17 protein-coding genes are annotated in these 16,135 nt (G+C 74.1%); 7 read left to right on the top strand and 10 right to left on the bottom strand.

What is annotated here, in order from left to right:
• Window positions 1-27: 27 nt before the first annotated feature.
• Window positions 28-1,311 carry a hypothetical protein gene (locus AB0367_RS10670; protein ID WP_366225982.1) on the bottom strand — a complete coding sequence of 428 codons (1,284 nt, stop codon included), beginning with the start codon at window positions 1,309-1,311 and terminating at the stop codon, window positions 28-30.
• 136 nt (window positions 1,312-1,447) lie between these two features.
• Window positions 1,448-2,557 carry an amidase family protein gene (locus AB0367_RS10665; RefSeq protein WP_366225981.1) on the bottom strand — a complete coding sequence of 370 codons (1,110 nt, stop codon included), beginning with the start codon at window positions 2,555-2,557 and terminating at the stop codon, window positions 1,448-1,450.
• A 101-nt stretch (window positions 2,558-2,658) separates the two neighbouring features.
• Here AB0367_RS10665 and AB0367_RS10660 point away from each other — a divergent pair, with 101 nt between their 5' ends.
• Window positions 2,659-3,678, top strand: a complete 1,020-nt coding sequence (locus AB0367_RS10660; protein WP_366225980.1) for an LLM class flavin-dependent oxidoreductase — start codon at window positions 2,659-2,661, stop codon at window positions 3,676-3,678.
• Between the two features lie 9 nt (window positions 3,679-3,687).
• On the opposite strand, the gene AB0367_RS10655 is transcribed toward AB0367_RS10660, so the two are convergent.
• Complete coding sequence (locus AB0367_RS10655) at window positions 3,688-4,113, bottom strand: SRPBCC family protein (RefSeq protein WP_366225979.1); 426 nt, start codon at window positions 4,111-4,113, stop codon at window positions 3,688-3,690.
• A gap of 110 nt (window positions 4,114-4,223) precedes the next feature.
• Between AB0367_RS10655 and AB0367_RS10650 the strand changes: the two genes are divergently transcribed.
• Window positions 4,224-4,733, top strand: a complete 510-nt coding sequence (locus AB0367_RS10650; RefSeq protein ID WP_366225978.1) for a GNAT family protein — start codon at window positions 4,224-4,226, stop codon at window positions 4,731-4,733.
• Window positions 4,734-4,756: 23 nt separating this feature from the next.
• Here the strand turns inward: AB0367_RS10650 and AB0367_RS10645 are convergent, their stop codons facing one another.
• On the bottom strand, window positions 4,757-5,272 hold the full coding sequence (locus AB0367_RS10645; RefSeq protein WP_366225977.1) for a gluconokinase: 516 nt from the start codon (window positions 5,270-5,272) through the stop codon (window positions 4,757-4,759).
• Between the two features lie 108 nt (window positions 5,273-5,380).
• Here AB0367_RS10645 and AB0367_RS10640 point away from each other — a divergent pair, with 108 nt between their 5' ends.
• Window positions 5,381-6,373: a GNAT family N-acetyltransferase gene (locus AB0367_RS10640; RefSeq protein WP_366225976.1), complete on the top strand. Its 993-nt coding sequence runs from the start codon at window positions 5,381-5,383 to the stop codon at window positions 6,371-6,373.
• A gap of 11 nt (window positions 6,374-6,384) precedes the next feature.
• Here the strand turns inward: AB0367_RS10640 and AB0367_RS10635 are convergent, their stop codons facing one another.
• Both AB0367_RS10635 and AB0367_RS10630 read right to left on the bottom strand, forming a co-directional pair.
• The gene (locus tag AB0367_RS10635; protein WP_366225975.1) at window positions 6,385-6,858 is read right to left on the bottom strand and encodes a hypothetical protein; all 474 of its coding nucleotides are present in this window, start codon (window positions 6,856-6,858) and stop codon (window positions 6,385-6,387) included.
• Between the two features lie 103 nt (window positions 6,859-6,961).
• Window positions 6,962-7,624, bottom strand: coding sequence for a response regulator transcription factor (locus tag AB0367_RS10630; protein ID WP_366225974.1), 663 nt, complete (start codon window positions 7,622-7,624; stop codon window positions 6,962-6,964).
• A gap of 28 nt (window positions 7,625-7,652) precedes the next feature.
• Here AB0367_RS10630 and AB0367_RS10625 point away from each other — a divergent pair, with 28 nt between their 5' ends.
• Window positions 7,653-8,753 carry a PAS domain S-box protein gene (locus AB0367_RS10625; protein WP_366225973.1) on the top strand — a complete coding sequence of 367 codons (1,101 nt, stop codon included), beginning with the start codon at window positions 7,653-7,655 and terminating at the stop codon, window positions 8,751-8,753.
• A 203-nt stretch (window positions 8,754-8,956) separates the two neighbouring features.
• On the opposite strand, the gene AB0367_RS10620 is transcribed toward AB0367_RS10625, so the two are convergent.
• Entirely contained in the window at window positions 8,957-9,292 is a 336-nt protein-coding gene (locus AB0367_RS10620) for a DUF952 domain-containing protein (RefSeq protein ID WP_366225972.1), read from the bottom strand.
• Window positions 9,293-9,376: 84 nt separating this feature from the next.
• Between AB0367_RS10620 and AB0367_RS10615 the strand changes: the two genes are divergently transcribed.
• Entirely contained in the window at window positions 9,377-9,727 is a 351-nt protein-coding gene (locus AB0367_RS10615; RefSeq protein WP_366225971.1) for a hypothetical protein, read from the top strand.
• Window positions 9,728-9,732: 5 nt separating this feature from the next.
• Here the strand turns inward: AB0367_RS10615 and AB0367_RS10610 are convergent, their stop codons facing one another.
• The 3 genes from AB0367_RS10610 to AB0367_RS10600 all read right to left on the bottom strand — a co-directional run bounded on the left by AB0367_RS10610 (window position 9,733) and on the right by AB0367_RS10600 (window position 12,875).
• Window positions 9,733-9,990, bottom strand: a complete 258-nt coding sequence (locus AB0367_RS10610; protein WP_366225969.1) for a hypothetical protein — start codon at window positions 9,988-9,990, stop codon at window positions 9,733-9,735.
• Window positions 9,991-9,997: 7 nt separating this feature from the next.
• Entirely contained in the window at window positions 9,998-11,767 is a 1,770-nt protein-coding gene (locus AB0367_RS10605; RefSeq protein WP_366225968.1) for a thiamine pyrophosphate-dependent enzyme, read from the bottom strand.
• A gap of 223 nt (window positions 11,768-11,990) precedes the next feature.
• Window positions 11,991-12,875: an FKBP-type peptidyl-prolyl cis-trans isomerase gene (locus AB0367_RS10600; RefSeq protein WP_366225967.1), complete on the bottom strand. Its 885-nt coding sequence runs from the start codon at window positions 12,873-12,875 to the stop codon at window positions 11,991-11,993.
• A gap of 220 nt (window positions 12,876-13,095) precedes the next feature.
• Between AB0367_RS10600 and aceB the strand changes: the two genes are divergently transcribed.
• A complete protein-coding gene (gene aceB / locus AB0367_RS10595; protein WP_366225966.1) occupies window positions 13,096-14,667 on the top strand; it encodes a malate synthase A in 1,572 nt (523 codons plus the stop codon).
• Window positions 14,664-16,121, top strand: a complete 1,458-nt coding sequence (locus AB0367_RS10590; protein ID WP_366225965.1) for an FAD-linked oxidase C-terminal domain-containing protein — start codon at window positions 14,664-14,666, stop codon at window positions 16,119-16,121. Before aceB ends, AB0367_RS10590 begins: the two co-directional genes overlap by 4 nt.
• Window positions 16,122-16,135: the final 14 nt, after the last annotated feature.

Raw genomic sequence — 16,135 nt, 5'->3', positions numbered from 1 at the left:
CCGCGCCGGGGCGGCCGTCGCGGTTGGTCAGGCGCTCGTCGCGTTGCGCGGGTGGGCGCGGACGCCGCCGCGCCGACGGGGATCGCGGTGGGGCGGCGCGGCCGGCGCGCGCGGGTCCAGCCCCGCGCGGAACATGCTGTGCGCGAGGCGCCGCCGCGTCGCCGTCTCCAGGGCGTCGCGCAGGGCGCCGCCGCGCAGCGGCCCGCCCGGCCCGAGCAGCCCTTCGACCGCGGCGAGCGCACCGTCGGCGTCGCCGTGGTCGAGCCGGGCGCGGACGTCGTCGAGGCCCTCCGGGTGCCGGTGCGCCTCGTCGATGGCCTGCAGGCAGGGCAGTGGCGGCCCGCCGAGCGCGGCGAGCAGCTCCTCCCGGCGCAGCTGCTCGGGGTCGTGGTCGAGGGCGACCAGCGCCCCGCCCACGAGCCCGATGCGGTGCCGCGCGCCGCGGCAGTCGACCGGCCGCGTCCCGCCATCGCCGCCCGGGCCGCCGTTGTCGTCGTCGCGGTGGCCGGCCGCCCGTTGCGGGGCGAGCGCCCGCGCGACGAGCGGGTGCAGCCGGCCGGCTTCGATCAGCCCGGCGCGCAGCAGTTCGGCGTCGGGCGGTTCCCACGTCGCCGCGTGCGGCAGGACCGGAGGCGACGCGCCGCCCCGGCGGGCGGGCCGGGTCCGGCCGGAGCGCTCCAGCAGCAGCCGGTGCCGCCCGCCGAGCCGCACGACTACGGCCTCGTCGTCGCCCCGCCCGTCCGCCCGCCGCAGGATCTCGGCCTCCGCCGCCCACCGGCCCGGCCCGCCGCACCGCTCGGGAAGCTCCCCCGCCCGCCCGGCGTCCCAGAGGTGGCGGTGCAGGTCAACCCGGAAGTGCCGGTCGGGCCGCGGATGCGGGTGCCCGCACGCCCCGCCCCCGTCCCACAGCGCGAGGCTGATCCGCTGCCCGGCACCGGCCCAGGCGGGCGGCGTCCGGGCGACGAGGTGCAACCCGCCCGTGCCGCTCGGCCCGTACCGGGCCAGGGCCACGGTCAGCCCCGGCCGCAGCAGCCCGTCCGGCGCGATCCGCGGCATGTGCCAGCGCAGCAGGTCCGGCGCCAGGTGCCGCAGGTCGGCCCGGACGAGCCCGGCGAGCTCGTGCCCCCGGGTCTTCGCGAGGATTCGCAGGTTGAGGTCGACATCGACCCGCGCTGCCGCGCAGGCCCCGCCCCAGTCCCCGGCGGCGCGCCGGGCGGTGGCTGATTCGATCATCGGCGGCGGCACGGCGAACTCACGTATCCGCTGCCAGAAGAGAAGCCGGGTTTCACCATTCGCTTCGTGAGTGCGCATCAGCACGCACCTTCGGCGAACGGGACCCCCGATCTGCACTTGTAGGTAAGCATCGTGGGTAGGTTACAACGCCCCGCGCCGTCTGTCAGGCCCGTCCGCCAAGCGCGGAGGTGCGCCGAGGCCGCGTGGGGGCTCCTCATCGCCCGACGAGGAGCCCCAGCAGGGCACGGTCGCTACCGGGCGGGCCGACGAGCGCGATGCCGGCCGGCGGTGCGGCGCCGGTCGGCACGCAGACGCTCGGCAGACCGTAGGCGCTGGCCGGCACGGCGCAGTGCAGCGCCTCCCGGCGCCACGTGTCGCGGCCGGCCGGGCTGAGCTCGCGCGGGTGGCCGGGGCCGCCGGCCGGCAGGGCCAGCCAGGCGTCGTCGCCGAGCAGGTCGAGCAGCTCGGCCCGCCACTCGGTCAGCCGCGCCCGGGCGCCGGCCTCGTCCTGCGCCGAGACCTGCGCGCCGAAGCGGAAGCGGCCCTCGACGTCGGCGGCGAGGGCGCGCGGGTGGGCCTCGATCCAGGCGCCGTGCACCCGCCACGCCTCCGCCGCCTGCACCTGCCGGAAGGCCAGCAGCAGCGCGTCGGGCTCGTCCCAGCTGGACAGCGTCACCTCGGTCACCGGAGGGCCGAGCAGGGCCGCAGCCCGCGCCGTACCGCCGGCGCAGAGAATGCGCGACGGCGGGCCTTGCGGGCCCGGCGGCAGCAGCACGTCGCCCACCGCGGCCAGGGTCCGCGCGTCGCGCGTGATCCAGCCGACCGTGTCGAACGACGGCGCGAGCGGCAGCACGCCCTCCGTCGGGACGGCGCCGTGGGTGGGCCGCAGCCCGAACAGGCCGCAGCACGACGCCGGCACGCGGATCGAGCCGGCGGTGTCGGTGCCGAGGCCGACATCGGCGTGGCCCGTGGCCACCGCCGAGGCCGGGCCGCTGGAGGAGCCGCCGGTGACGAGGCCGGGCGCGGCCGGGTTGGGCGGCGCGCCGTAGTGCGGGTTGGTGCCTGACAGGGAGTAGGCGAGCTCGTCGGTGTGCGCGATGCCCTGCACGTGGGCGCCCGCGGCGCGCAGCCGGGCGAGCGCCGGGGCGTCCTCGGCCGCCGGCAGCGCCTCGGCGAGCCAGGCCGGGTTGCCGCCGCCGACCGCGAAGCCGGTGACGGCGAAGAGATCCTTGACCGCGAGGCGGAGGCCGTCCAGCGGGCCGTGGCCGGCGGCCGGCGCCAGCGGCATTCCCTTGACCCGCCATACCCTAGGGTCAGCTGTCACATGAGCAGCGTGTCACGTGAGCAGGGCACTGCGCTACCAGACCGGCGAGCCCTGCCACGGTGCGGGAATATCGCCGCCCGGCCCGGTGCTGAGCATAGTTTGTGAGTGAACTACCGCTTTCCGTCCTCGATGTCGCACCGGTCGCCGTCAACGGCTCCAACGGCGAGGCCCTGCGCAACACCACCGAGCTCGCCCGCCGGGTCGAGGCGCTGGGATATGGCCGGTTCTGGGTCGCCGAGCACCACAACATGCCGGCCATCGCGAGCTCCTCGCCGGCCGTCCTGCTCGCGCACCTCGCCGCCGCCACGTCCACGATCCGGGTCGGCTCCGGCGGGGTGATGCTGCCCAACCACGCCCCGCTCGTGGTGGCCGAGCAGTTCGGCACGCTGGAGGCGCTGCACCCGGGCCGCATCGACCTCGGCGTCGGCCGGGCGCCCGGCACCGATCAGTACACTGCGCTCGCCCTGCGCCGCACGATGGAGGGGCTGTCGGCGGAGCACTTTCCCGAGGAGCTGCAGGACCTCATCGCCTACTTCGAGGGCGACGCGCGCATCCTTGCCTCCCCCGGCAAGGGCGACAAGCCCGACGTGTGGCTGCTCGGCTCCAGCGGCTACAGCGCGCAGCTGGCCGGCGCGCTCGGCCTTCCGTTCGCGTTCGCGCACCACTTCAGCGCGCAGAACACGCTGCCGGCGCTGGCGCTGTACCGCACGAACTTCCGCCCGTCGCGGTGGCTCGCCGAGCCCTACGCGATGGTCGCGGTGAGCGCGATCGCGGCCCCGACCGACGAGGAGGCCGAGTTCCTGTCCGAGCCGAGCGCGCTGTCGTTCCTGCGGCTGCGCTCCGGGCGGCCGGAGCCGCTGGCCACGCCCGAGGAGGCGGCGGCCTATCCATACAGCGAGCGCGAGCGCGAATTCGTGCTGCAGCGCCGCGAGGGGCAGGCCCTCGGCTCCCCGGACACGGTCCGCAAGCAGCTGATCGAGCTGCTGGAGGCGACCCGAGCCGACGAGTTCATGCTCACCTGCATGGTGTACGACCTGGAGGCCCGGGCCCGCTCGTTCGAGCTGATCCGCGCCGAGGTCGCACCCGCGCTCCGCAAGGTGGACGGCTGGGCTCGGGGCTAGCTCGGGACGCTACGCGAAGCGGCGGGCCAGCTCCCGCGCGCGGGCCTGCTGCACGCCCCGGGCCTGGCGCACCACGAACCGCCGCAGCGGCGCCGGGGACTCCACGGTGATCGTCTCAGTGACCGTGGTGTGGCCCGGGGCATCTGCGTGCGGCGCCAGGTCCACCTCGGCGCGCAGCCGCACCCGGCCCGGGCTGGCCACCTCGCTGACGATGCGGTCCTCACCCACCGTCAGCGCCACCCGGATCGCGTTGCGGTAGAGGCCGAAGCGCTCCACGGCCACGTAGCGCACCACGTCCCCGTCGCGCCGCACGTCGCGCACCGCCACCACCAGCGGCGACAGCCCGACGTAGGAGTCCGGGTCGGCCAGGTGCGCGCGCACCGCCCCAGGTGTCGCGGCGACGACGAACGAATGCGCGAAGACGTCGACGGCCATGGTCTGACACGCTAGCGTCACGCGATTACGGACGATCCGCCGGATGGCGGCGGCCGCGATCTTCGGCGAAGATGACGGGCGATCTTGCGGGTCGAGTGAGGTGGGGGCACGTGAACAAGACCTGGGTGCGACTGCGGCCGGTGCTCGAGGGCGACCTGGCGATGTTCCGCCGGTTCGCCACCGAGCCGGGCCTGGCGGGAGCGGCCTGGACCGGCTACCAAGAGCCGAACGGCCCGGCGCGGCGCTTCGCGCAGGACGGGTACCTCGGCGCCGAGGACGGCCGGCTCATGGTCGAGGCGGACGAGACCGCCGCGGGGTTCGTGCACTGGTTCCCCATCGGGTCGGGCCTGGCGCAGTACTGGGGGATCGGCATCGTCCTGCTGCCGGAGTGGCGCGGCCGCGGCGTCGGCTGGCGGGCTCAGACGCTGCTGTGCGACTACCTGTTCACGAGCACCCCGGCGCAGCGCATCGAGGCGCGCATCCAGCCGGAGAACATCGCCGAGCAGAAGGCCCTCGAAAAGGTGGGCTTCCTCAGCGAGGGCATACTGCGCTCGGCGGACTTCCGCGACGGCGCCTGGCGCGACGTGCTCGTCTACGGCCGCGTGCGCGGCGACCGCTGACTCCCGCTCCGCAGCCGCCGGCGTCAGGTCACGTCCGGGTGGGCTTTCAGGATCGCCTCGACGATCCCGCTCGGCGGTGACTCGACCGAGACCTCGGTCGCGGCCTCGTCCGGCGCCGGCGGCTCCAGGGCGGCGAACTGGCTGTCGAGCATCTCCGCGCGCATGAAATGACCGTGGCGGGTCGCGAGCCGGCGCGCGATCAGCTCGGGGGAGCCGTCCAGGAACACCATGCGCACCTGCGGGCGGTCCCGGCGCAGCCGGTCGCGGTATGCGCGCTTGAGGCCCGAGCACGTCACGACGCCCGGCTCGCCGGCGACGGCGCGCTCGTCGATCCAGCGGCCGATCGCCGCCAGCCAGGGTTCCCGATCGGCGTCGGTGAGCGGGATGCCGGCGGCCATCTTGGCCACGTTGGCGGCTGGGTGGAAGTCGTCGGCCTCCGCGTAGCGCCAGCCGAGCCGGGCGGCCAGCAGCGCGCCCACGGTGGTCTTCCCGGCGCCGGCGACGCCCATCACGACGAACACCGGCGGCGCGTCTGACATGCCGACACCGTACCCGCGCGGCCGGTTCGCCACACCCCGACAATATCCTTGCAAGTTCGGATATTTCACCATTTATCGCGGTGCATGGCGCGAGGTAGGGTTCATCGCGTGATCGTGCGCGCCGCAACCGATGCCGACCGGCCCTGGATTCGTGAGACCCTCGTCGCGAGCTGGGCCGGCACCCGCGTCGTCGTTGACGGGCGCGCGCGGGACGCCGCCGGGCTGGACGGGCTCGTGGCCGAGGACGGCGGGCGACTCGTGGGCCTGCTGACGTATGAGATCGGGCCGGCGGGACTGGAGGTCGTGACGCTCGACGCGACCGAGCGCGGGCGCGGCACCGGGACCGCGCTGCTGCTCGCGGCGCGGCGGGTCGCGGCGGAGCGGGGCACGGGCCGGGTCTGGCTGGTCACGACCAACGACAACCTCGACGCGCTGCGGTTCTACCAGCGGCGCGGGATGCGCATCGCCAGCGTCCGCCCCGGCGCTGTCGACCGCGGCCGGCTGGTGCGGCCGTCGATCCCGCTCGACGGGGAGTACGGCATCGCGGTGCACGACGAGATCGAGCTGGAGCTGACCGAGGCGCCCGTGCGCATCCGGACCGGCGCGCTCGGTGACCTCGACGCCGTGCTGGAGCTGCTCGACGGCGCGACCCGGTGGCTGGTGTCGCTGGGTCGCACCGGCCAGTGGGGCACCGAGCCGCACTCGACGAACCCGCGGCGCCGGGAGTCGACGGCCCGCTGGGTCCCGCCGGGCCACCTGCACGTGGCGGAGCTCGGCGGCCGGCCGGTCGGCGCGCTGGCCGTCGGCACGGCGGCGGACTGGATCCCGCCCGCCTCCGGCCCCGAGCTGTACGTCAACCTCCTCGTCACCAGCCGCGAGCACAAGGGCCTCGGCCTGGGCGGCGCCCTGCTCGACCACGCGAGGGCCCTCGCGATACGGCGCGGCCTGCCGCTGCTGCGCGTGGACTGCTACGGGGGCGGCGACCGCGCACTCGTCGGCTGGTACGAGCGGCAGGGCTTCACCGCGACCGAGCCCTTCACCGTCCGGCTGGCCGACGGCACCGAATGGCCGGGCCAGGTCCTGGAGCAGCGCCTGCCCTGAGCGCGGGACCGCTACACCGAGCGGTACGGCGGCTCGGCGGCCGCCGCGTCCACGAACGGCAGCGGCGCGGCGTCCAGGGTGTCGGCGAGCAGCTCGAGCAGCCACAGGTCGTACAGATAGCCGGACGCCCCGGAGCGGCGCACCGCGACCAGGCCCCCGGCGCCGCAGCGGACGCGCACGTCGCGCCAGACCTGGCGGACCGCGGCGAGCGAGGCGAGGGCGGCGGCGCCGGCCGGGGGCGCGCCGGCGTCGACCACGAACGCGCCGGCGGCGTTGCCCAGGGCCTGCAGGTCCGCTGCCGCGGCGCGCACCCACGTCACCGTCGTGCCGGCGGCGTTGCGGATCTCGACCTGCCGGCCCGCGCGGAAGCCGGTCAGGCGGACCCGCTCGTCCTCGTCGACGCGGACCAGCCCCGGCGGCAGGACCTCCGGCATGCCGGCGATTCCCAGGGCGGCGAGCACGGTCTCGGTCAGCTGCGCATCCACGCTGCCAGGGTCCCGCGGCGCGGGCCCCGCAGGCCACGAGGGGCACACCACGGAATCCGCGTCGCCTTGTGGTGCGCACACCACTGACTCCTGATCGGCCGGCCTACCGATCGGCGAGGTACAGCAGGACCGCACCCACCCGGCGGTGCGTCTCGCCCTCCTCGGCCAGGCCCAGCTTGGCGAAGATCGAGTTGATGTGCCGCTCGACGGCGCGCACGGTCACGAAGAGACGCTCGGCGATCGTGGCGTTGTTCACGCCGGTGGCCATCTCCGCGAGAACCTGGCGCTCGCGCGCGGTGAGGTGGCGCAGCGCACTGCTCGCCGGCCGGCTGCGCGCGCTCAGCATCGACTCGACGATGCGCGGATCGATCACCGAGCCGCCTGCGGCCACCGCCCGGACCGCCTCGGCGAGCTGACCCGGCTGCGCCAGCCGCTCCTTGAGCAGGTACGCCCGGCCCGCCACCCCGTTCTGTAGCAGCGCGGTCGAGTGCGCCGGGTCGTCGTACTGGCTCAGCACAACGACGCCGACCGCGGGGTGGCTCACCCGCAGGGCGAGCGCGGCCCGCACCCCCTCGTCGGTGTTGGTCGGCGGCATGCAGATGTCGGTGACAACGACATCCGGCACCAATTGCTCCACAGTGGACAAAAGCTCGTCGTGGTCCGCGGCGAGTCCGATTACCGACAGGTCGGACTGGTCACTGAGCAGTGCCCGCACGCCTTCCCGGACCAGCAGACTGTCATCGGCCACCACGACCCGGATTCCCATGGGTCCGTAACCTACCCGGGGGGAGCGCGTGACACAGCTGGACGACCCGCCGGCGGAGCTGCTGGGCACGGCGAAGAGCCTCGGGCGGCGCATCGGCGACGCGCTGCACCACGCCCGGGCCGACGAGTCCGTGCACCGCAGCGAGGCCCTGCTGCGCGCGGTGCTCGACTCGGCCCTGGACTGCGTGGTGATCGCCGACGCCGACGGCATGGTGCTCGAGTTCAACCCGGCGGCGTGCCGGACGTTCGGCTACGAACGGCACGAGGCGATCGGGCGGGAGCTGGCCGAGCTGATCGTCCCGCCGCAGCTGCGCGAGTCGCATCGCGAGGGCCTGCGGCGCTACCTGCGCTCGGCGCAGCCGCGCGTGCTGGACCAGCGGGTCGAGATCACCGGCATGCGCCGCGACGGCTCGCAGTTCCCCGTCGAGCTCACCATCACCCGCGTCGCCGTCGAGGGCCGGCCGGTGTTCAGCGGCTACCTGCGGGACCTCAGCGCGCGGTACACCGCCGCCGAGGAGCTCAAGGCCTCCCGCCGCCGGATCATGGAGACCGCGGTCGGCGAGCGGCAGCGCCTGGAGCGCGACCTGCACGACGGCGCCCAGCAGCGGCTCGTCGGGCTCGGCATGGCCCTGGCCCGGGCGCGCACCGCACTGCCGGACGAGCCGGCCCGCGCCGCGGCGATCCTCGACGACGCGATCGGCGCGCTGGAGGAGGCCGCGATCGAGCTGCGCAACTTCGCCCGCGGCATCCACCCGAGCAGCCTGACCCGCTACGGGCTCGGCGCCGCCCTGGCGGACCTGGCCCGCCGCTCCCCCGTCGAGCTGCGCGTCGGCGCCCTGCCCGAGGAGCGCTTCCCGCCGGCGGTGGAGTCGACGGCGTACTTCGTCATCAGCGAGGCCCTGACGAACGTCGCGCGGTATGCCGGTACGGATGCGGCGGAAGTCAGCCTCGGCGTCGAGGACGGTGTGCTCGTCGTCACGGTCGTCGACGACGGCCGCGGCGGCGCCGACGCGGAGCTCGGCACGGGCCTGCGCGGGCTCGCCGACCGTATGGCGATGCTCGACGGGTCGATCGAGGTGCACAGCCCGGCTGGGCAGGGCACCCTCGTGCGCGCGCGCATCCCGGTATAGCGCCACGGCGAACCCCCTGTGGTGCTGACACCACATCGAGGGTTCGTGATCGACGGGGCCCGATCCTGGTGCGCACGCCATGCCGGGAAGGGGCGGGTTCGCCGAGACTTTGTCCTGCGACCGCCGGGCGGCGGTGGCGGGACGAGGGGGAGGAAGCAGCCATGACCGCGATCGTCACGACGCGCTGGGCCGGCCCGACGTGATCAGGACAGGGCCGACAGATCGGACCTGTCAGTGATGCGGTGCACGGCGGCGACCGCGGATCGCGGCAGCGGCGCGTAGAGGTGCGGGTACACGCCCCCGGACGGGCTCCGCTCCCACCTGAGCGCCTCGCCGAGCGGCTGCGGGTCGACGGCGAGGATGACGAGTTCGGGCTGGTCGGCGAAGTATCGCTCGACGGTGCCCGCCACCTGGTCGCCGCCGGAGAGGTGGACGAACCCGTCGGCCCGGTCGAGCGGCGAGCCCTCGAAGACACCGGACACCCCGGCGGCCTCGAACGCGGACCACTCCGCGGGGAGCAGGATCTTGTAGATCGGCACGCACCCACTCTGCCACGATTCACCCCCGCCGGGTGGGCGGCGGGCGGCGACGGCTCACCCGGCGGCCGCCTAGCGTGCCCCGCGATGAAGACCAGGGCATGGCAGTGCGTCGCGGGCGCGGCGCTGATGGCGGGCACGCTGAGCGCGGCGCAGGCGGCACGCGAACCGGCTCCGCCGCCGATGGTGGAGCGGTCCAACGCCACGACCATCCACCCGGACGGGACCGGAACCGCCGTCGCGCGGCGCGACGAACGCGCCGTCTACTACGTGCTCACCGGCTCCGGCCTGCTGGCCTTCGCGGGCGTGGTCCTGGTCGGCGGCGTCGTCGGCCTGGGCGGGATGCGCGTGCCCGGCGGCGTCTCGATGGGCGTCGCGCGGTCGCGGCTGTGGTACCGCTCGATTCGCCGCGCCGGCGCACACGCCGCGTCGCGATGAGCGCGCTACTCGAACAGCGAGCCGCGGCCGCCGCCCTCGCGGAAGCGGGCCCGGCGGCGCAGCACCACCACGACCGTGTCGACCAGCGCCGTCGCCGCCAGCACGAACAGCGCGACCGCCAGCCAGGTCAGCCCGGCGATCAGCGAGAGGACGCCGAGCCCCACGCCGACGACGAGGCCGAAGAGCGCGAGGAGCAGGCGGAGGTTCAGGGCGCTGTACGGGTGCCCGACGGTGCCGCGGGCGCCCCGGGGCTGGGCGCGCATCGTTCGATCATCCCTTCAGCTGCGTGATCCTGTCCTCGAGGATCGTGGTGGCGATCGCGACGCGATGCGGCTGGCCGCGCAGGAACGCCTCGGCGAAGCGCACGGCCTGCTGGTAGGTGACCTTCGCGGGCATCGGCGGCTCGTTCGGGTCGACCGCGACGTCGACGAGGGCCGGGCCGTCGTGGGCGAGGGCCGCGCGCAGCGCCTCGTCCAGGCGGCCCGGTTCGCTGACGTGGACGCCGAAGCCGCCGCAGCCGCGCGCCCACGAGGCGTAGTCGGGGGCCGGGTCGCCGAAGCGGACGCCGTACTCCGGGAAGCCGAGCACCATCTGCTCCCAGACGATCATGCCGAGCGCGTTGTTGTTGTTGATGACGACCTTGACCGGCAGTCCGTAACGGGCCGCGGTGTGGAACTCGGCCATGAGCATGGCGAAGCCGCCGTCGCCGATGTAGGCGATGCACTGCCGGCCCGGGTACTCGTGCTGCAGCGCGATCGCGTAGGGCAGCCCGGGCGCCATGGTGGCGAGCGTGCCCGACATGTAGAACTCGCGCCGCCCGACGATCTGCCAGTGCCGCGCCGCCCAGGTGGCCACCGTCCCGGAGTCGCAGCACAGGATCGCGTCGGTGGAGGCGGCGCGGTTCAGGGCCGCGGCGAGGTACTGCGGCGCGATTGGCGAGCGCTCCGCGTTCTCCAGCCCCGCCATGCGCTCCCGCCAGTCGCGCATCTTCTCCTGGTACCTGCGCAGGTGCCTGCGGTCCTCCCGGCGGCGCAGCCGCGGCAGCAGCGACTCCAGGGTGGCCGCGGCGTCGCCGACAAGCGGCACGTCGGTCGGGATGCGCGTCCCGGCGCGGGTGGCCTCGGCGTCGATCTGCACCACGTGCGCCTGCCCGGGCTCGGGCAGGAACTTCGTGTACGGGAAGTTCGTGCCCACCATGAGCAACACGTCGCATTCGTCCATGAGGTCCTCGCTCGGCGCGGAGCCGAGCAGCCCGAGACCGCCGAGGGCGAACGGGGAGTCGTCGGGCACGACCATCTTGCCCAGCAGCGACTTGACGATCGGCGCGCCGAGCACGTCGGCGGTGAGCTCGACGAGGGCGCCGGCGCCACGCGCGCCGACACCGGCCAGGATCGCCGGGCGGCCGGCCGCGTTGAGCAGGTCGGCGGCGGCCTGCAGGTCGTCGTCGGCGGGGCGGACGGGCGGCGGGACCCATACCGGCTTGGTCGCGGGCTCGCGGACCGGCCCCACGTCCTCGTACGGGTTGTCGCCCGCGGTGGCGACCTGCACGTCGTTGGGGATGGTCAGGTGTGCCACGCCGCGGCGGGCCAGGGCGGTGCGCACCGCGATGTCGACCAGCGACGGCACCTGGGCCGGATTGACGATCGGCTCGTTGTACTCGGCCACGTCCGCGAAGAGCCGGTCCAGGTGTACCTCCTGCTGGTACGCCGTCCCGAGCACGCCCGACTCCTGCATCCCGGTGATCGCCAGCACCGGGGCGTGGTCGAGCTTGGCGTCGTACAGCCCGTTGGCCAGGTGGATGCCGCCGGGCCCGGACGTGGCGACGCAGACGCCGAGCCGGCCGGTGGCCTTGGCGTGCGCGACGGCCATGAACGCGGCCGCCTCCTCATGGTGCACGAGCACGAACCGGACCCGGTCGGCGTTGCGCCGCAGGCCCTCCATCAGGCCGTTGATGCCGTCGCCCGGCAACCCGAACACGGTGTCGACGCCCCAGGCGGCCAGTCGCGCGATGATCGCCTCGCCCACGGTCTGCTTCGTCATACGTTGCGCTTAGCCGCATCCGTCGCTTCCAAACCTCCGGGCGGCGATCCGGTACCGTGCAGCATCGACCCGCCCCCTGAGGCACGACCCCGCGTTACGGCATCGGATGCAGCAGCGCGCGCAACCGGGCCCGCACCGCCGGGTCCTTCGCGTCGGGGTGTGGCTCGGCGACGCGCTGCCCGTCGAAGCGCGGGGGCCCGGTCAGCGACCGGGCCCGATGCGCCTAGTTGCCGCCGGGGATGGTGAGGCCGCCCGAGGCGTCGGGGGCCTCGATGTCCAGGATGTCGACATAGAAGCGCAGGTCGCCGGCGGGGGCGCCGGGCTGTTGCGGGGTGTCGCCGTACGCCTCCTTGGCCGGAATGTCGAGGATGACCCGGCTGCCGACCTTGAGCCCGACCAGGCCGCGGTCCCAGCCCTCGATGACCTGGGGCTGCTGCTTCTGCTCGAGCATCCCGACCCCGACCGGGAAGGTCTGCTTGTGCTGCCAGGACGAGTCGAAGACCTTGCCGTCCTTGTACGTCAGGCCGACGTAGTTGACCACGATGGTGTCGCCGGGCTTCACGGTCTTGCAGTTGCCCTGGATGAGCACGTCAACGTGGCGCACCCCGACGCTCGGCTCCTTGCCGGCCTCCGTCTTGGGCTCCTCAGCCAGTCGCTTGTCGAAGCCGCCGAGCAGCGGCGGATACGCGGCCTGCTCCGGTGCGGGCGACGCGTTGTTCGAGGCCTTCGGCGCCGGCTTCTTGCACAGGGTCTTCTGCTCCTCGGCGCGGTTGCCGAAATACCACACGCCGGCGAACGCGCCGCCGATGGCGAGCAGGACGATGAGCGTGCCGGCGATCGCCTGGCCGGTGCGGCGCCGCCGGGCGGACTTCGCGGCGGCGACCCGGGCGGCGGCGCGCTGCTCGGCCTTCGTCAGCGGCGCGGGCGCCTTGCCCTTCGACTTCGCCGACTTGTCTGACTCTTCCGGCGCATCGCCGGCGGCGGACTCAGCGTCGGTCTCGGCGTCGGTGTCCCCCGAGGCGGCGGCCGTCTCGTCCGCGTCGGTCCGCTCGGACGCGATCTGCTCGGCGGCGGTCGCGTCGGTGACCTCGGCAGACGACTCCTCCACCGACGCGTCCGGCTCGGCCGGCGCCCCAGCCTTCGGCGAGGTGGCATTGGTCGACCTTGCCGGGCGGCGGTTCCTGCCCCGATCGCTCACAGTTCGTCGACTCCCCTGGTGGACGGCCCAGCACACGGACGGACCTGAGTTTCGTTCGGCAGAGCTTCCCATACCACACGCTTCGCGGCACGCACCGGGGTACCGCCCGATATGGCCTAAGGTCGGTCGTATGGGCAACGCTACGGGCGTCGAGATTACCGGACCTCTCGGCGAGCGCTTCGCTGAGATCCTCTCCGAAGAGGCTTTGAGTTTCCTGGCAGATCTGCATCGCGGCTTCGACGCGCGGCGCCTGGAGCTGCTCGGGCTGCGCGAGCAGCGCGAGGCCGCGCTCGCCGCCGGCGGCACCTTCGGCTTCCTGCCGGAGACGCTGGACGTGCGTGAGGGCGAGTGGCGAGTCGCCGAACCGGCACCCGGCCTGCAGGACCGCCGCGTGGAGATCACCGGGCCGACCGACGCGAAGATGACCATCAACGCGTTGAACTCCGGCGCGAAGGTCTGGCTCGCCGACCATGAGGACGCCAACACCCCGCTGTGGGACAACGTCGTGCGGGGCCAGCTCAACCTGCGCGACGCGGTCGCCGGCCGGCTGGAGTACACCTCGCCGGAGGGCAAGCGGTATGCGCTGAGCGACGGCCCGCGGCCGACCATCGTGGTGCGGCCCCGCGGCTGGCACCTGCCGGAGAAGCACATCCTGGTCGACGGGCAGCGCACCTCCGGGTCGTTGACCGACTTCGGGCTGTACTTCTTCCACAACCACCTCGCCACCCGGCCGTACTTCTACCTGCCGAAGATGGAGTCGCACCTGGAGGCGCGGCTGTGGAACGACGTGTTCGCCTTCGCCGAGGAGCGCTACGGCCGCCCGACCGGCACGATCCGCGCCACGGTGCTCATCGAGACGTTCCCGGCCGCGTTCGAGATGGAGGAGATCCTCTACGAGCTGCGCGAGCACTCCGCCGGGCTCAACGCCGGCCGCTGGGACTACATGTTCAGCGTGATCAAGAAGTTTCGCACCCGCGGCCGGGAGTTCCTGCTGCCCGACCGCAACTCGGTCACGATGACGGTGCCGTTCATGCGCGCCTACACCGAACTGCTGGTGCGCACCTGCCACAAGCGCGGCGCGCACGCCATCGGCGGCATGGCGGCGTTCATCCCGAGCCGGCGCGACCCCGAGGTCAACCGGGTGGCGATGGAGAAGGTCACCGCGGACAAGACGCGCGAGGCCGGCGACGGCTTCGACGGCTCGTGGGTCGCCCACCCGGACCTGGTCCCGGTCTGCCGGGAGGTCTTCGACGCGACGCTGCGAGACCGGCCGAACCAGCTCGACCGGCTCCGCGAGGACGTCTGCGTCGGCGCGGACGACCTGCTGGCCATCGGGCAGACACCGGGCGGGCGGACCGAGGCCGGGCTGCGCAACGCGGTCAGCGTCGGCGTGCAGTACCTCGACTCGTGGCTCAAGGGCACCGGCGCGGTCGCGATCAACAACCTGATGGAGGACGCGGCGACGGCCGAGATCTCCCGCTCGCAGGTCTGGCAGTGGCTGCACAACGACGTCACGCTGGACGACACCGGCGAGAAGGTCACCCGCGAGCTCGTCGAGCGCATCGCCGACGAGGAGCTCGCGGCGCTCGCCGGGGACTCCGGGCGGGATCTGGCCGAGGCCCGCGCGCTGTTCATGGAGGTGGCCGTGGCCGACGACTTCGTGGACTTCCTGACCGTTCCGGCGTACGAACGTATGGCATGAGTGTCGATGCGCTCGCTTCGGCGGTGCGTGCGGTGCTGCTGCCGGAGCAGATCATCACGGACCGGCAGCGGCTGCGCACGTACGAGTGTGACGGGCTGACCCACTACCGGGTCGTGCCGGGCATCGTGCTGCTGCCCCGCACCGCCGAGGAGTGCGCGGCCGTGGTGCGCGCGTGCGTCGCCAACGCGGTGCCGTTCGTCGCCCGCGGCTCCGGCACCGGGCTGTCCGGCGGCGCGCTGCCGCACGCCGACGGGGCGCTCATCGTCACCTCGCAGCTGCGCGCGATCCGCGAGATGGCGCCGCGGGACGAGCGGGCCGTCCTCGAGCCAGGGGTGATCAACCTGCAGGTCAGCCGGGCCGCTAACCCGCACGGGTACTACTACGCTCCCGACCCGTCCAGCCAGCAGATCTGCTCGATCGGCGGCAACGTCGCGGAGAACTCGGGCGGGGCGCACTGCCTGAAGTACGGCTTCACGGCCAACCACGTCACCGGCGTGCAGATCGTGACCCCGGACGGTGACCTGGTCCGCCTCGGCGGGCGGGCGCCCGACGCGCCCGGCTACGACCTGCTCGGCGCGTTCGTCGGCTCCGAGGGCACTCTCGGCATCGCGACCGAGGTCACGGTACGCCTGGTGCGCCTGCCCGAGACCGTGCGCACCCTGCTCGCCGCGTTCGCCGGCACCGACGAGGCCGGCGCGGCGACCTCGGCGATCATCGCCGCCGGCGTGGTGCCCGCCGCCGTGGAGATGATGGACGCCCTGGCGATCGAGGCGGCCGAGGCCGCGGTGCACTGCGGCTACCCGGGCGGGGCCGGCGCGGTGCTGATCGTCGAGCTCGACGGCCCGGCCGCGGAGGTCGACGCGCAGTTCGCCGCGGTGGAGGACTTCTGCCGCGCGCACGGCGCGTTCGAGATCCGCATCGCCGCCGACGACGCCGAGCGGGCGCTGTTCTGGAAGGGGCGCAAGTCCGCGTTCGCCGCGGTCGGGCGCATCTCCCCCGACTACATCGTGCAGGACGGGGTCATCCCCCGCACCGCGCTGCCGCAGGTCCTCACGCGCATCGGCGAGCTGGCCCGCGAGCACGGCGTGCGGGTCGCCAACGTCTTCCACGCCGGCGACGGCAACCTGCACCCGCTGGTGCTGTTCGACGAGTCGGTCGCGGGGCAGGCCGAGCGGGCCGAGACGGTGTCCGGGGCGATCCTCGACATCTGCGTCGAGCACGGCGGCTCCATCACCGGGGAGCACGGGGTCGGGGTCGACAAGGCCAAACACCTTCCGCGGATGTACTCCCCGGCCGACCTCGACACGATGCAGCTGCTCAGGTGCGCGTTCGACCCGCGCGGCCTGGCCAACCCCGGCAAGGTGTTCCCGACCCCGCGGCTGTGCGGCGAGGTGCCCGGCCGGCGCAAGGGCGTCCATCCCCTGCACGAGTCCGGCGTGGCTGAGGTGTTCTGAGGATGGTGTTCTGT

The organism is Dactylosporangium sp. NPDC051484 (assembly GCF_040689395.1).
In the GTDB taxonomy this organism is placed as follows: Bacteria; Actinomycetota; Actinomycetes; order Mycobacteriales; family Micromonosporaceae; genus Dactylosporangium.
Note: the sequence above shows the minus strand (reverse complement) of the source record. Positions and strands in the feature narration are given on the sequence as shown.

What these genes read in the sequence shown, in the direction of transcription:
- aceB (WP_366225966.1), top strand. Translation starts at nt 13,096, where the DNA reads ATGGGCAACGCTACGGGCGTCGAGATTACCGGACCTCTCGGCGAGCGC.
- AB0367_RS10615 (WP_366225971.1), top strand. Translation starts at nt 9,377, where the DNA reads ATGAAGACCAGGGCATGGCAGTGCGTCGCGGGCGCGGCGCTGATGGCG.
- AB0367_RS10630 (WP_366225974.1), bottom strand. Translation starts at nt 7,624, where the DNA reads ATGGGAATCCGGGTCGTGGTGGCCGATGACAGTCTGCTGGTCCGGGAA.
- AB0367_RS10610 (WP_366225969.1), bottom strand. Translation starts at nt 9,990, where the DNA reads ATGCGCGCCCAGCCCCGGGGCGCCCGCGGCACCGTCGGGCACCCGTAC.
- AB0367_RS10655 (WP_366225979.1), bottom strand. Translation starts at nt 4,113, where the DNA reads ATGGCCGTCGACGTCTTCGCGCATTCGTTCGTCGTCGCCGCGACACCT.
- AB0367_RS10645 (WP_366225977.1), bottom strand. Translation starts at nt 5,272, where the DNA reads ATGTCAGACGCGCCGCCGGTGTTCGTCGTGATGGGCGTCGCCGGCGCC.
- AB0367_RS10590 (WP_366225965.1), top strand. Translation starts at nt 14,664, where the DNA reads ATGAGTGTCGATGCGCTCGCTTCGGCGGTGCGTGCGGTGCTGCTGCCG.
- AB0367_RS10670 (WP_366225982.1), bottom strand. Translation starts at nt 1,311, where the DNA reads ATGCGCACTCACGAAGCGAATGGTGAAACCCGGCTTCTCTTCTGGCAG.
- AB0367_RS10605 (WP_366225968.1), bottom strand. Translation starts at nt 11,767, where the DNA reads ATGACGAAGCAGACCGTGGGCGAGGCGATCATCGCGCGACTGGCCGCC.